Genomic DNA, 14636 nt, shown 5'->3' on the forward strand with positions numbered 1-14636 from the left:
TCGTAAAAGCCAGGCGATCACAACCGGAATTGAAGCTATATGAAGATCGCATATTTTGTGCACGACCTAAGCGACGCGGCCGTTTTGCGTCGGATTACCATTTTCAAATGGGGGGGCGCTCAGGTCAAGGCAGTGGGGTTTTACAGGAGCGAAACGCCGCCGAGTGCATCATTGGATTGTGAAGTTGTGCCTCTGGCACGCACCTACAATGCGAAGCTCCTGAGCCGCGTTTTTACGACGCTGCGCTTTTGTCTCAGCCGCACGGCTCTGTTTGCACAGGTGAGAGATGCCGAGGTCGTCATTGCCCGAAATCTCGAAATGCTGCTACTCGCGTTTTGGGTGCGTGAGCTTTTTTCCACCAAACCCCCTTTGGTCTATGAATGTCTGGACATCCACCGGAAGATGCTGGGGCAGGGGCTGGTCTCAAGAAGCCTGCGGGCTTTGGAGAGGTTCCTTCTAAAGAAAACCCGTGCCGTGGTCGTTAGCTCTCCAGCATTCAGAGACGCCTATTTCGTCGGCGTGCAGCGGTATGAAGGACGGGTGCAACTGCTCGAAAACAAATGTCTGGAAACGGTCGGCGAGCCGCGCGTTTCGATGCAATCAAACGGCCAGCCGCCCTGGACGATAGGCTGGTTCGGTGTCTTGAGGTGTGGGAAAAGTCTTGAGATATTGATGGACCTGGCCCGACGGATGCCGGGGATTGGTGTGTTGATTGCCGGAAAACCCGACCTGGGGCAGGTTGGAGATATAGCCGCCCGAATTGCGGATATTCCCAATATGAGATTTACCGGCCCCTATGCGCCCAGTGATTTTCCGAAACTTTACGATCAGGTCCACTTCACGTGGGCGATCGACTATTTCGAAGAAGGGTTGAACTCAAGCTGGTTGCTTCCCAACCGGTTGTACGAAGGTGGCATCTGCGGATCGGTTCCGATTGCTCTGGCGGCGGTTGAAACCGGCGCCTGGCTGAGGGCCAGACAGGCCGGGGTCTTGCTTGATGATCCGGCGACGGAGTTGCCCGCCTTTATCGACAGCCTGACGCCCGAGGCCTATAGGGTATTGCACCAAGCCAGCATGGGTATCCCTTATGCCGACCTTGCCTTTACGCACGCCGATGCGCGCGCGATCGTGCAGGAATTGATATCATGAAGCCTATCACTTCCTCGCGTAAGGGGGTTCTCCTTGTCATACCGACCCTGAATGAGGCCGATCACATCGGCGGTCTCATCGAACGCTTTTGTGGGGATGAAAAAGCCTATGTCGATCTGGTTGTGGTTGCCGACGGTGGCAGCGACGACGCAACCGTAAGTATCGTCCAATCCATGATGGAGACCTATCCTTCGCTTAGATTGTTACACAATGAAATGCGGCTTCAAAGCGCTGCCGTCAATCTGGCCGCTGCCGTGTATGGCGATAAATACCGCTTTATGGTCCGGATCGATGCGCATGCCGGTTATCCGCGACACTATGTGAAAAACCTTGTCGAAGCCGTAGCGCGGTCATCGGCGCAGTCCATTGTGGTCCCTATGACCACCGCAGGCCAGCATTGCTTTCAGACGGGCGTGGCGGCCGCTCAGAATTCGGTTCTGGGCACCGGCGGCTCGGCCCACCGCCACGCAGGAAAGAGTCTGTTTGTCGATCACGGCCATCACGCCCTTTTCGACCTGGCGTGGTTTCAGAAAATTGGCGGCTATGATGAGACCTTTAGCCACAATGAAGACGCCGAATTCGACACCCGGCTCAGGCTGCTGGGTGGCAAGATCTGGTTGGATGGACATAACGGCATAACCTATTTTCCCCGTCGGGATCCAATCAGCCTTTTTAAGCAATACTATAACTATGGACGTGGCAGGGCGCGAACCGTCGCTAAGCATGAACTGCCCCTGAAATTGCGACAATTAGGGCCCGTCTGTATTCTTCCGGCCGTTTTGTTTGCCGGCCTGACGCCGCTCGTCTGGTTGGCCTGTGTTCCCATGCTGCTGTGGGTCACAGCCTGCCTGGGCTTTGGGTCCTATATCGGCTTCCGGCAAAAAAAGGCATGCGCCTGGTTTGCTGGCCCAGCAGCGATGATCATGCATTTCGCCTGGTCTGCGGGGTTCCTGGCGCAGAGGTTACGTACGCCCAACCTATCGCGTGGGCGATTTCTGAAGGCTTGGGCGTTACCAGGGGCATGTGCGCTTACAGTCTTCGTCGGTCTTGTGGTGCCCTACGGTAATGTTAACCAGCAGGCATTTGCCCTATATGCTGTGCTTGCGATTTTGTCTTGTCTGGCCTGGTGCGTGAAGCTGAAGGAAACGCCGCCCCTTGGTTTGCGTAGAGAGTTGCTCCCTGTTTTAGTGAGTGCCATGTGTCTCGGGCTGGCCGTTGTTCTCCCCCCGGTCCTTACCGTCTTTTTCGCACCGTCAAGAACGGCGTCCATCGCTGTGGACCCTTCCAGTCTATGGATTGAGTGGATCAAATTGGGAGGGCTGGCTGCCACATTTGCCTTAGGCTTCCGGCTGTCGACGTCAGACAGTGAAGCGAAGAAGTTGGGTGACATTTTCCTGCTGGCTGCCGGCACCTGGGCCTTGGTGGCGATCGTCGGCGACATATATTCAATCGGGCCTTTCGCTAGTGACCATGAGGGGGCCTCTGGGCGCCTGGCAGGCGCCTTTAGTTCGCCAAACAGCGCAGCGACCCTATTAGGTTTCTGTAGTGTTCTGGCGCTTGGACGCTTGGTTTCGCGGTACCTCTCTTCAAAGGGTCGAAGCGTTTTGCACCGCATAAAGCCCTATTATCTGTGTCTGCTCATTCTGTTTTGGGTGGGCCTGGTTATGACCTTGTCCCGCGCTGGCGTTATGGCCACGGTGATCGCCTCGATTGCGACCTTGGTCTATATGTTATGGCGCAAGACAAAGGTACAATGGGCGGTGGCAGCCGGAGCCGGTATCCTCATTATTGCTGCGGTCATTTTCCACGATCCCCTTTCCGAACTTGTCGCGCGTATGGGGCAATCTGGAGATGATGCCGGCACGCGCTCTGTCATCTTCAACGCGCATTGGCAGATTGCGCTTGAACAGCCCTTATTTGGATCAGGGCTTGGCTCCTTTAATACGGTCAACAATTTGATCATTGACCAGGCAAACTATCCCGCCCTGTCCATCATTCGCGCAGCCCACAATGTGTATTTGCAATGGTTCGAAGAAACGGGATTGGTCGGCATTGCTGCCCTGCTGTCCCTGAACATAGCTATATTGGCGCCAATGATTATGGCGGCTCGAACCCGGGGCAGTGTGGGGCGTCGTGTGGCGGTCGTCCTTTTTGCCTACGTGGTGGTCTTGCTTCATGGATTGACAGATTTTGGGTTGCAGGAACCGGTGATTGCCGCATTCGTTGCCTTGATTCTGGGCAGCAACCTTGCCTTGGCGACAAATCAGAGAAAGTAGCGCCGGCGTTAAGGCAGGCAAACGTTTCAAAATGGTACACACCGCCTTCGGGGACAGATCTATGGCGTCTTGCCACAGGCCCGGTCGATGTCGATCGCGCCAGTCCTATGACCGTCGAAAATCGCCGGCCGTGCCGCGAATTGGCGGCGTGAGCGGGCTGTTAACGGCTTCGTGACCGAGTGCAATTGCGCATTGCAAGAAAGTTAAAAAGACAATTGTGACAATTCTCACGCACTTTTTTGAGAGCCCGATCAGGTGCATTTCGGCGCAACTTATGAATTCTCCGTGATATTAAGTGTGGCCGCGCAAGCTGTTTGGGTCTATATCTATCTGACTTTGTGCAACTTTTAACGGCGCCGTCAAAAAAATGTGAACTGGTATGGCTCTTGCACAACAAGACATCAGGCAGATGTCGATCCTCGTTCGGCATATTTGTTGCATTGCAAAAAAATAATTGACAAAATAATCAGTCAGGAACGTAGATGTATTGCATCGGACAGGTCCGGGAATTTAAATATGGATTGGATAAAGGCAGGAACCATGGGATCGAAAGTCATCATGCCATCTTCGTCTTTTGAGATGGTCCACGAACGTCGTCGCAAAGAAAGAGGGCCGTCGCGCACCTCGTCGCGTACCGCTGGGAAGTTGGTCATACGCGCGCTCGATATTATCCTGAGCCTGTGCATCCTCTTTTTCACCCTGCCGATTCTTGTGCTTGCGGGGCTGCTGGTGAAATTTCAGGACGGCGGTCCGATATTTTATGGGCAGGTCCGGATTGGGGAAAATGGCAAAACCTTCAAGTGCTACAAATTCCGTAGTATGCTCGTCGACGCCGATAGCCGACTGAAGCAACTTCTGGAAACGTCCCTGGAGGCACGCTGCGAGTGGGAGCGAGATCACAAGCTTAAGAACGATCCGCGGATCACCCAGCTCGGACGTTTTATGCGCAAGACCAGCATCGATGAGTTTCCGCAAATCTGGAACGTTTTGGTGGGTGAGATGAGCCTGGTTGGGCCTCGTCCGATCGTGCAGGCAGAAGTCAAGAAATACGGCAAGTCTATCCGTCACTATGCGTCGGTACGGCCGGGTATTACCGGGCTATGGCAGGTTGCCGGAAGAAATGACGTAACCTATTCTCGTCGTGTGGCGATGGATCGCCTGTTTGTGCGCAAGACCGGTGTGGTCACCTACTTCCACATCCTGGTCATGACCTTGCCGGCCGTCCTCCTCCAGCGCGGATCATACTGACCACGCTCAGCGATGGTCGTAGCTGATCACCCGTAGCAGCTGCCAGTTGCCGCTCTTTTTGCTCCACACCATGGTGAAGCGCGCCGTCGCGTCGAGATGTTCGCTGCCATCTGGCTGTATCGAATAAATGCGGTGCAGGCCCGCCTCGATCGCATCTTCTGGAGGGGCCGCGTTGACAATCAGTGACGACGCGTCCAGTTCGCGACGCAATTTGATGCCTTCCGCGCAGCGCTGGCCGAGAGCGATCAGCACGGCATCGCGGGTCTTGACGGGCTGGTTGTCCTGGTAGAACTCCAGCTCGGGGCTCAGGGACGCTGTGTAGGCAGCGGTGTCGCAAGTATCGTAGGCAGCGAAGTTCTGCTCATCCGCTGCTGCTATTTCCGCGACAAGCTGATCGTGGGGCGTAAGCCCCGGCGCGGGCGTCAGGTCGAGCACTGCGTTCACCCGGCTACTTTTGGCGGTGCCGATGATGTGCCCCGCCTTCTGGTGCAGAACAAAGATGATGCCACCGCCGCCCTCTATGCGAAACGACATCTCATCGCCATTCACTGTCCCGTCCAGGATGGGCGCAAGGCGGTCTATCGTTGAGCCAACCCCGCCGGTCAGCTTCCCGCCGTCCTGCTGCAGGACAAGTGCCGTCTTGTCATGGCTGATCCGTCCGTCCTGCAGCGTATTGGTAAAGTCACCGAACCAGACGCGTGCGGCAGGCTTCTGCGCAGTGGGCACCGCAGCGCAAGCCAGGCCGGCGTAAAGCAGGCCTGAAAGCACAAACCCTGAAACGAGGCGGTAATCGATCAGCATGGGCGACCTGCCAAAATGGACCTTGAGGCAGCATGGTACGGCCTATGTTCATTCCCGCAAAGTTACCATTCCGTTATATATGCGCCAGCCAAGCTGGGACTTCGAAGACGCCGAAGTTGGATGTTCATGAGATTACGACCTAATGCACGGAATGGAAAAAACGGTTCCAGCGCAGATTTAACCAGGTCCAGGGCTTCCAAATGGATGAGCCCGGCTTCCATGATATGAGGACCATGACCACTCGCCCTTCCAGATTTTCGGCGGGGAGGAAGCCTATGCCCGGGCCGTAGGGGCTGTCCGGCGCAAAGCGGCTATCCAGTGAATTGTCGCGATTGTCACCCATGACGAAGTAATGGCCGGCGGGCACCGTAAAGACGGGGGTCTCGTGTCCGCGACCCTGGCCCGACTCCGTTTGAATGAGATACGAGCGACCGCTCGTCAGCGTCTCCTGCTGAACGGTCAGCTGCGGGGCGGTCTTGTCTGCGCCTGCGGTTGGCATATTGTTCAGGACAACGGCCGAGCCGTTTACATAAAGCCGGCCCGCGTGCATCTGTACCGTATCACCAGGTATGCCGACAATTCGCTTGGCGGAGTGGAGGTTTTTCGGGTCGCTAAGGCGAAACACAACGACATCGCCGCGCGTGGCGACTTTTTCGAATATTCTGCCCTTTATCGCATCGACAGTGATGGGGGGCGAATATTTCGAGTAGCCATAATCCGATTTCGAAATGAGCATGTAATCGCCGACATAGAGGTTTGGCTCCATGGACGACGTCGGAACGGTAAAGGGTTGTATCAGAAGGGTGCGCACCAGAATCGCTATGATGAGCGCCGCAACCACAATGCCGACAGTCCTTCTGAACCGCTTCTTTTTCAGTTCCGCGTCGGAAGGCAAGGCTGCGGCGGGCGCGGCTTCGACTGGGGAAGCGTTGGTCGTCGGTGAATCGGGTGTCGAAGATGTTGGATTCGTCGTCATTATCGCGCGCGCCTTTTGAATTGATTGCCAACTGCGGTGACCCGCGCATTAGGTCAACGAATTGAAGAGTCTATTGATGAGAGTCGTGTTGATCCAGCCGGCCTTAGTCGCGCCGCGGTCGATATCCGAACGGCAGGTTTGTTGACTGGCGTAGAGTTTAGCTCGCGCGATATCCAACGCCAGGGGCGATCGTGGGAGGTACCGTCAGTGCGGCCGGCGGGTTCGTCGAAATTGCACCCGGTGCTTCATCCGGCGGCGTCGCAATATCCTTTTGGGCGTCAGTAAGTGCGCTCTTTACCGCAGGGGAAGTGCCTGGCGCATTTGTGGCTTCCGCGATAGCGCCGGTGACCTGTTCGGGGGTCGCACCATTTTCAATACCCGCAACCGCACCAGCATCAATGCCGGCCTTTATCGCGGCTCGCGCGGCGCCCTGGTGTCCACGTGCGGAAGCTTCATTGGCCTTGGCAACTTCGGAAAGCTGCACAGATAAGGCCAAATTTTGCGGATTGAGGAATCCGGGATCAACCACAGGGCCAGCCAGCAATATGCTGATCACAAGAGCAATCAGACCTGGTCTAAATTCCCAATTTTGCATACCACATCCCCTAAAGCGGAGCACGGTCGCGCTCGTCGCATATTGTTTGGTGTCCGACAAGTACATCTGCCCAGCGGGCAGTCGTTCGGCACAATAGGTTACCAATACATTAATTTTTGAGCATAGACAAGGGGGCTTTGCGCGGGCAGGCCGTTCAATAGCTATCGAATTCCCCAATTCAAGACCAGATATGGTTAAAGTTGACTTTGTAAACCTTCGCAAAGTTTTTAAATGAACGGATTTAATGGCAAGGTAATTATTATAAGTAAACTATAAATGATGATTTAAAATACAGTAAATATCACATCAAGTTAGTATATATGCATTAACTATGTATAATTACTAAGCATTAATGATAAATATTAGTGTGAATTTGACGCCTTTCTGAGACTATCCGGACATAGATCAGGTGTGTCTCATGAAGCTGGCGCGTAAATATTTTATTATCAAGTGTGGCGGCTTGATATTGCTTTCAAGTCTTGGCCTCGTAGCATGCTCAACGCTGCCGGATGCGAAGGCGCCGGCCGTCAACTCAGCAACTGCCGGCGTAGCCATGCAGACTGGTACGAGAGGCGGCGACAAGTGGATGCCGTTGGGTAGCCGCATATTGGCGCCGACAGGCTTTTTAGAGATGTGTGAACGGTCTCCGCAGGATTGCGCGGCCGCTGCCGATCAAGACACCTCCGTTATTCGGGTTGAGGCGGAGGCGATGCTGGCACGGAAGACTGAACTGGCCTATGTCGCCGTTCATGGCGCGTCTGAAGACGTTTCCCCAGCGTCGACAAGGCGGGCGACATCGGATACGCCTCGGTTGCGTCGGCTTGTTCACAAATCGCCCCAAGTGACGCTTGTCGCGCTCAACGACTATGTTGACGCAGGGGAGACTGTTCAGCCGCTGACGGGCCGTACAGTCCAGTTGAGAGAGCCAAAGCAGCCGCGGGTGGAATTGAAGGCATTCGCTTGGGCAAATGAATCCACGGGGGCGTGGCAGATTTTTCCGTCTGGTGGCGACGACGTTGCAAGCCAGCAAACCAATTCGTCAACAGTTGATTTTGCGGAAACGGGAGCCCCAGACCAAGGGGCAGGCCGCCCTCTGGAGATAGCCGACAACATGATTGCCATTGGACGAGACCGAGACGCCTTGAAAATTCTTCAACGGGTGAATGGTGACGTCAATGCGATGCTTGTGTCCGATACCGACCAAGATATCTACAATGTTAATGATTATTGGAACGCGCCTGGGCTGGCGAAGGGCAATCGCGCCGACTGTGAAGACTATGCGTTGCAGAAGCGCCGAGAACTTGTGCGACTGGGGATGCCGGCGGCCGCGATGGGAGTAGCCATCGTCAGAACGCGCGCCGGCGAAAGTCATGCCGTCCTTGTCGTCGCGACGACAGATGGCGACTATGTGCTGGACAACCTGTCCTATAGTGTCAAGCGATGGAACCAGACGGGCTACACGTGGATTTCTCGGCAGCTTGCAACGGAGGGGTTGACCTGGGTTTCACTGCGCGACACGGAAGGGCGGTAGACTGCATTGGCCGTAATCATCCCAACCGCTGTGGTGCGGCCTGCGCGACTTAGTTGTTTATATTGGTTTGGTTTAACGCCCAGTCCGCTTCTTTGCGGCTTTCACGCGCCCGAACGATCAGATTAGCTGCGAATTTGGCATTGGCGTCGTGCAAGGTGGGGGCGAGCTTTTTCATAAAGGTCAGGCCCGCTTCGCGCGTCACGTAAAGGTTGGCTTCCCGAATGGCCGTTCGGCGAATGTCGGCGGGTATTGCTCCCCAGTTGGAGAACACGACCTGCAGGCGCCCATCGTGAGCATCTGGAGAGAAGGGAGCAACGGAATATGACTGGCGCAGGGCGCCGATGGCGCGGGGCGATACCGTGTGATCAACTGATTGATAAGCGTAAGCGAGTAGTAACCAATTTTCTGCGCGTCTAGGTGCCGCGTCGACGGCTTTTTGGGCCCAGATTATTTTATCCGCAGGCGAAGGTGAAGCGGTTGCGCGGGCATAATAGGTCTCCGAGAATGGAAACACGATGGGGCCGGAGAGGGGAAGCGCCGCTTGCCAGAAGGCGACGGCGCACACTGTGGCGGCAATGAATGTGGCTACGCGCATGACAGTGGTGCACATGCGCATCTTGGCGAGAGCGAAGTCCATGCGTGCCCGTAACATGTTCGCAACCGTGAGCCAAGAGGCGCAGATCCGTTCGATTGCCTGCCGCAGGATTGTCAGGCAGTGCGTGTGCCGTTTCGACGCCCCTTTTACTGCGCCGTGTAAGCTGTAATCCCGTTAATAACCCCTTTGCGCTTGAGATGCTATGTATATGGGCATAGTATAAACATCAACATTAACACGTTTGGTAGTCATTTGTCATTTCTAGGCTCGTTACTGAGGGGGCGAAAGCCTTTGGAGGCGCGGATCAAGCGCTTAACGTATGCGGTGGGCGACATCCACGGTCGCTTGGACCTCATGGAGAAAATGCTACAAAAAATTAAAGCGGATGCTGCCTTAAGCCACGAACGGCCTTTGATTATATTCCTTGGGGATTATGTTGACAGAGGTCCCCATTCGAAAGGGGTGTTGGACGGCATTCTGACCTTAGAGGACGAAGAATGGTGTGACGTGGAATTTTTGATGGGCAATCATGAAGAGACTTTGCTCAAGTTCCTAAACGATCCTTCGGCAGGGCTTTCATGGTCTGATCATGGTGGTGCGGCCACTTTGGCGTCATACGGCGTATCACTGCCCCATCTCAGATCTGACCCTCTGGCCTGGAACGAAACGCGAGATGAATTTGCTCAGGCCCTGCCGGAGAGTCATCGCCAATTGATGGCGCAAATGAAAATGCTGGTGATTGCGGACGACTATCTGTTTGTTCACGCAGGCGTCCGGCCCAACACGCCTCTGGAGGATCAGGGGGCTGAAACCTTTTTGTGGATCAGATCGCCTTTCCTAGCCGTCGATAAGGCTTGTAAGTATGTGGTTGTTCATGGTCATACGCCTGAAGAGGCGCCAACAAACACCAGATGGCGTATAGGTTTGGACACCGGCGCTTACGCGACCAGCGTCTTGACGGCGGTGCGACTTAAAGATAACACGCGGACTATATTTCAGGTGACGTAACCTAACGGTCTTTTGCTGCGTTGTTTTAACTCAATTTTTGATATAGGTTGCGCCGCACAAGAGCGTGGAATGCGCTTATGGAGTCTATGATGATTTCTAAGAAATCAGTTTTCTTGTTTCTGGCTCTGCTCATGGCCTCGCTTTGGGGGCAAATGAGTTTTGCCCAGAATGCACAACCGGCTACTTCTGCCGCCACGACGGTGGCGCCAGCTCCGGCCACAGCAACAGGTGTGTATGAGTATCGCTTGGGGTCCGGTGACAAAATCCGGATGATGGTGTTCGGAGAAGAAAAGCTAGGCGGCGAATTCATGATCGCGGGCGACGGAAAGGTCTCCTTGCCGCTGATCGGTGATATGCATGCGGCGGGACTGACGGCCGCAGAATTCCAGGCCAATATCGTCGCCGCCTACAAGCAGGGCTATTTGAACGATCCTAAGGTCAATATCGAGGTTTTGTCATTCCGGCCGTTTTATATCCTGGGCGAAGTTAATCGGCCGGGTGAATATCCCTATAGCAATGGCATCACTGTCGTGAATGCCGTGGCTTTGGCGCAAGGGTTTACCTATAGAGCGAACCAAAAAAAGGTCTATATCCGGCATGCCAATGAGGTACACGAGCAGCAGGTGCCGCTCACCTCATCTCTACAGGTGGCGCCTGGTGATACTGTCCGGATCTCCGAACGGTATTTTTAGTGTTTGAATGCCGTCCTTTTTACTCGCGTATTCAACCCAGGCTTAACGGCTGACATAGTACCCGACGGGATTTCCTGCACCAGAGTATTCTGACATCATGCCGCATAATCCGCGGATCCATTAAATTTATCAGGCACTGTAACGGTGCGCGAGGCTCCTATGACCAAATCGAAATTGTTGACCGCCGTCATCCCCGCTATTTTGTTCTGCCCAGGCTTCGCGCTCGCAGATACGTCAAATTTCGGCCGCGACCGCAATGTGTCCGTCGCCGATCGTATGCCGGATGAATATCGGCCACTCGGTTTCCGTCTTGGTGCATTCATGTTAGCGCCGAAGCTTGAGCTGGGCGTCGCATCGAACGACAACGTCCTCTATAGGCCGACGGACACCGTGTCGGACACGCAAATCAGTGTGATGCCGTCGGCCACGCTGACATCAAACTGGAGCCGACACGCGCTCTCAGCCACGGCATCGGTCGACTCCGAGAGTTACTCGAAGTACTCCGATCAAAATACGACGCAATGGACAGTTGCGGCCGCCGGCCGGCTCGACATCCAGCGTGGTAGCAATATCTTTGCGAATGCGTCATTTGGCCAGCGGTATGAGGCCTTGTACGATCCGTCTTCGCCCCGAAGTGCCGCGGAACCGGTCAAATACGATACGTCCGACCTGAGCGCTGGCGTTGTTTGGGAGCAAAATCGCATCCGCATGACCGGTATACTGAATTATTCGAAGCTGAACTTCTTCGACGTCAGAGATGCGAATGGTAATATCCTGTCCCAGGACGGGCGCGATTTTGCGACGACAGGGTTTTCCGGGCGGTTGGACTATGCCATCAGTCCGAGTGTTTCCGTCTACGGCACCTATTCAGGCAACAACCGCGATTATCAATCAAGTAGCGTAAACCGCAACTCGCATGGCTACTCGTCGGCCCTCGGCACCAGTTTTGAGATCACCAGCTTGATGCGTGGTGAGGTGGAGGTCGGTCATATCGAGCAAAAATACAAGAATTCCGCTTTTAAGCCGGCAAGTGGATCGTTCATAAACGGTAAGGTGGAGTATTTCCCAACCCAGCTTATGACGGTGACGCTTTCGAGCCGCAGCTCGGTTCAGGAAACCCCAGATATCGGTGTTTCCAGCTTTCTTTCAAATAATACAAACTTACGTATTGATTATGAATTGCTTAGGCCCTTATTGCTGCACGCGTCCTACGGCTTGATCTCTGATGACTATAAGGGTGAAGACCGGACGGATCGTCGGACCAGCTTTGAGCTCGGCGGCCGGTACATGATGTCACGGCGCGTGAGTTTCCAAGGCCAATACCAATACTCAAAGAATGATTCCACCGGTAGCGCAGGTATTCCGGGGTATGTGGATAACCTCTTTAGGATATCTTTAGTCCTTCAATACTAGTGTTAGGCCTTACCCGTCGCTCAGTTAATCGGCGTCAAAAGAAGCAAATATGACCAAGACTCCCACTCAGATTTCAAAGCGAATTGACGACGACTCTTTTGAAATTGTGCTTCCGACATTCGACATCAGAAGTCTGATTTCCGACTTACGTCGGTTTACCCGCTTCTTTGTTGGCGTATTTATAGTCACGTTTGCGCTTATCTTGGTCCCGATTGCCACCAAGACGCCGCAGTATACGGCGACCTCTCAGGTCATGCTCGACCCGCGAACCATGAATACGATGCCTTCGCAGGATGTGCTGTCTGGATTGCCGTCTGATACGACGACGATTGATACCGAGGTTCAGGTGCTCCAGTCGACGGCGCTGGCTGAGCGCGTGGTGGACTCCCTTCATCTTGAGCTCGATCCTGAGTTTAACCCGTATCTTGGGGGCACCAAGTATTTTGGGCTTGTCAAGACCAAGCCGATTTCTCAGGAAGGCTTGTCGCCCATCGCCAAGCAGCGGCTTCACGAAGCGATTGTGAATAACGTCAAAAGTCGGGTGTTTGTAAGTCGCTTAGCGCTAACGCGGATTATCAATATATCTTACACGGCGAAATCGCCACAGAAGGCGACGCGCATTGCCAATGAATGGGCGCGTCTATATCTGTCTCAACAGCTTGAAGCGAAGTTTGAAGCCACTAAGGAAGCCAACAACTGGCTTAATTCGCGCCTTGGAGAACTGAAGGTACAGGTCGAGGCGGCCGAAACGGCGCTCCAGCAATACAAAATTGCCAACAATTTGATCAATGCGACGGGTGACAACACCATAGGTCAGCAGCAGATCACCACCCTTGATCAGCAACTTGCCACGGTTAAAGTGGATCAGGCCGAGGCCGACGCGCGTCTGGCTGTCGCCAAACGTCAATTGGCCAGCGGTTCGGCTGGTGATGACGTAGGCGAAGCGCTGAATTCGCCCGTCGTTGGAGACTTGCGCTCCAAGCGGGCTGCCGTCAGCCAATCGCTTGCTGACCTGCAGTCCAGATACGGACCACTGCACCCTGACGTGGTTAAGGCAAAGCGCCAGATGGCGGATATTGACCAACAGATTGACGCAGAAATTAAGCGGATCATCTCCAATCTTGAGGCCCAAGCCCAAATTCAGAGGCAAAGAACCGCCTCGCTCCAATCGAGTGTGGGCCAAGCACGAGGGCAATTGATCGGCAATAACCAGGCCATGGTGAAGCTGAACGAGCTTCAGCGTAATGCCGACGCCGTATCTACGCTGTATCAATCCTACCTTGATCGTTTCAAGCAGACCTCGGCTCAGCAAGGCATTGATCGTACCGACGCGCGGATTGTGTCAAACGCGACCCTGCCGGGTGGGCCGAGCTCGCCAAATATTCCTTTGGGTGTCGCTTTTGCCTTCTTGTGTGCCACTGGACTTGCCACCGTGCTGGTTTTCCTGCGTCGCGCTTTTGATAGTGGCCTGACCACCGGGCGCGACGTCGAAACGCTGTTGGGGCAACCTTACTTGGCAGGTGTCAGTGATTTGGCATCAACACTCGACAAATCGACGAAGACGACGCCCGTCGCTTATGTCGTGGACAAGCCCTTGTCGGTGTTTTCGGAGGGTTTCCGGAATTTGCGTGCGTCTCTGATCTATTCTCGACTTGGAGAAGAGGTAAAAGTTATCGCCGTTACCTCTTCGCTGCCTGGGGAAGGCAAGACGACAACGTCGATGTGCCTGGCGCGTACAATGGCCATGTCTGGTCAGTCTGTCGTGCTATTGGATTGCGACCTGCGTCGTCGCTCGATCAACCGAATGATCGGCAAGGAAGTTACGGCGGGTCTTCTCGAAGTTCTTGCGGGCACCGCCACGCTTGACGAGGTTTTGCTTGCGGACGACGTCACGAACGTGAAGTTCCTGCCTTTGGCGGAAAGCACCTACACGCCGCGCGATGTTTTCGGCTCGCCTTTGATGGACGATTTGCTGGCAACGCTGCGGAGCCGTTTTGACGTTATTATCCTGGATACTGCGCCCGTCCTACCGGTGGTTGACACGCGTATCCTGTGTCGTAAGGCGGACGTCGTCGCTATGCTGGTACGGTGGCGCAAGACGCCGCGTAAGGCCGTCCAAAATTCTCTCGGCTTATTGACCGATGTCGGGGCTCAGGTCAGTGGTGTTGTCCTGACGCAAATCAACGTAAAAGAACAGTCCAAGTACGGTTACGGAGATAGCGGCTACTATTATAAAGAGTATAAAAAATACTATACTCAGTGATATGAGCTGTCCGTATGTATTGATTAATCTGAATTTGGCTGTCGATGTGTCACGCGTAATGGTCATCCATATTAGTTTGCTTGGTTTAG

General features: G+C 54.4%; 12 protein-coding genes. 8 read left to right on the forward strand and 4 right to left on the reverse strand.

Annotation, left to right across the window (positions count from 1 at the left end):
* Window positions 1-39 precede the first annotated feature (39 nt).
* The 3 genes from RCJ00_RS09460 (at window position 40) to RCJ00_RS09470 (ending at window position 4673) form a co-directional block, all read left to right on the forward strand.
* Window positions 40-1149: a glycosyltransferase gene (locus tag RCJ00_RS09460; RefSeq protein WP_316221586.1), complete on the forward strand. Its 1110-nt coding sequence runs from the start codon at window positions 40-42 to the stop codon at window positions 1147-1149.
* Complete coding sequence (locus tag RCJ00_RS09465; protein ID WP_316221588.1) at window positions 1146-3425, forward strand: O-antigen ligase family protein; 2280 nt, start codon at window positions 1146-1148, stop codon at window positions 3423-3425. Before RCJ00_RS09460 ends, RCJ00_RS09465 begins: the two co-directional genes overlap by 4 nt.
* Before the next feature lie 516 nt (window positions 3426-3941).
* Entirely contained in the window at window positions 3942-4673 is a 732-nt protein-coding gene (locus tag RCJ00_RS09470; RefSeq protein ID WP_316221590.1) for a sugar transferase, read from the forward strand.
* A gap of 6 nt (window positions 4674-4679) precedes the next feature.
* Here the strand turns inward: RCJ00_RS09470 and RCJ00_RS09475 are convergent, their stop codons facing one another.
* The 3 genes from RCJ00_RS09475 to RCJ00_RS09485 all read right to left on the reverse strand — a co-directional run bounded on the left by RCJ00_RS09475 (window position 4680) and on the right by RCJ00_RS09485 (window position 7045).
* Window positions 4680-5474 (reverse strand): nuclear transport factor 2 family protein, encoded by a 795-nt coding sequence (locus RCJ00_RS09475; protein WP_316221591.1) that lies wholly within the window; start codon window positions 5472-5474, stop codon window positions 4680-4682.
* 139 nt (window positions 5475-5613) lie between these two features.
* Window positions 5614-6450 carry a signal peptidase I gene (gene lepB, locus RCJ00_RS09480; RefSeq protein WP_316221593.1) on the reverse strand — a complete coding sequence of 279 codons (837 nt, stop codon included), beginning with the start codon at window positions 6448-6450 and terminating at the stop codon, window positions 5614-5616.
* Between the two features lie 157 nt (window positions 6451-6607).
* Window positions 6608-7045 carry a hypothetical protein gene (locus tag RCJ00_RS09485; protein WP_316221594.1) on the reverse strand — a complete coding sequence of 146 codons (438 nt, stop codon included), beginning with the start codon at window positions 7043-7045 and terminating at the stop codon, window positions 6608-6610.
* 418 nt (window positions 7046-7463) lie between these two features.
* Here RCJ00_RS09485 and RCJ00_RS09490 point away from each other — a divergent pair, with 418 nt between their 5' ends.
* Window positions 7464-8576 (forward strand): transglutaminase-like cysteine peptidase, encoded by a 1113-nt coding sequence (locus tag RCJ00_RS09490; RefSeq protein WP_316221596.1) that lies wholly within the window; start codon window positions 7464-7466, stop codon window positions 8574-8576.
* 49 nt (window positions 8577-8625) lie between these two features.
* On the opposite strand, the gene RCJ00_RS09495 is transcribed toward RCJ00_RS09490, so the two are convergent.
* Window positions 8626-9213: a hypothetical protein gene (locus RCJ00_RS09495; protein WP_316221597.1), complete on the reverse strand. Its 588-nt coding sequence runs from the start codon at window positions 9211-9213 to the stop codon at window positions 8626-8628.
* 249 nt (window positions 9214-9462) lie between these two features.
* Here RCJ00_RS09495 and RCJ00_RS09500 point away from each other — a divergent pair, with 249 nt between their 5' ends.
* From RCJ00_RS09500 to RCJ00_RS09515, 4 genes are all read left to right on the forward strand, one after another.
* Window positions 9463-10179 (forward strand): metallophosphoesterase family protein, encoded by a 717-nt coding sequence (locus tag RCJ00_RS09500; protein ID WP_316221598.1) that lies wholly within the window; start codon window positions 9463-9465, stop codon window positions 10177-10179.
* A gap of 77 nt (window positions 10180-10256) precedes the next feature.
* Complete coding sequence (locus tag RCJ00_RS09505) at window positions 10257-10871, forward strand: polysaccharide biosynthesis/export family protein (RefSeq protein ID WP_316221599.1); 615 nt, start codon at window positions 10257-10259, stop codon at window positions 10869-10871.
* 159 nt (window positions 10872-11030) lie between these two features.
* Window positions 11031-12284, forward strand: a complete 1254-nt coding sequence (locus RCJ00_RS09510; RefSeq protein ID WP_316221601.1) for an outer membrane beta-barrel protein — start codon at window positions 11031-11033, stop codon at window positions 12282-12284.
* 49 nt (window positions 12285-12333) lie between these two features.
* Complete coding sequence (locus RCJ00_RS09515; RefSeq protein ID WP_316221604.1) at window positions 12334-14547, forward strand: GumC family protein; 2214 nt, start codon at window positions 12334-12336, stop codon at window positions 14545-14547.
* Window positions 14548-14636 lie beyond the last annotated feature (89 nt).

It is taken from the genome of Asticcacaulis aquihabitans (genome assembly GCF_032490435.1).
Lineage (GTDB): Bacteria > Pseudomonadota > Alphaproteobacteria > Caulobacterales > Caulobacteraceae > Asticcacaulis.